At 55.9% G+C, this 345-nt stretch carries 2 tRNA genes; both read left to right on the top strand.

From position 1 onward, the window contains the following. Nucleotides 1-13: 13 nt before the first annotated feature. Nucleotides 14-88, top strand: a tRNA-Glu gene (locus ACXAHG_RS23575). 170 nt (nt 89-258) lie between these two features. Further along, nucleotides 259-333 (top strand) — tRNA-Glu (locus ACXAHG_RS23580). Nucleotides 334-345 lie beyond the last annotated feature (12 nt).

The following is a 345-nucleotide window of genomic DNA, read 5'->3' on the forward strand; positions in this document are numbered from 1 at the left end:
TCACGCACTGAGTGGCCCGTTCGTCTATCGGTTAGGACGCCAGGTTTTCAACCTGGAAAGAGGGGTTCGATTCCCCTACGGGCTGCCACTTCTCCCGCACAGACGCCGCCCAGAAAATCGCCGCAGCATTGCGGATTTTTTCGTTTATTTTCAGGCGGCTAGCCAGCCGCATTACAGGCTGGAAAAACTTCGTTTTTCTGCAAAAACCCTCTTGCGCCCAGCCGGCGCAATCAGTAAACACCGCCTCACAGACAGAGTGGCCCGTTCGTCTATCGGTTAGGACGCCAGGTTTTCAACCTGGAAAGAGGGGTTCGATTCCCCTACGGGCTGCCACTTTTCCCCGAC

The organism is Leisingera sp. ABD4_442 (assembly GCF_056160905.1).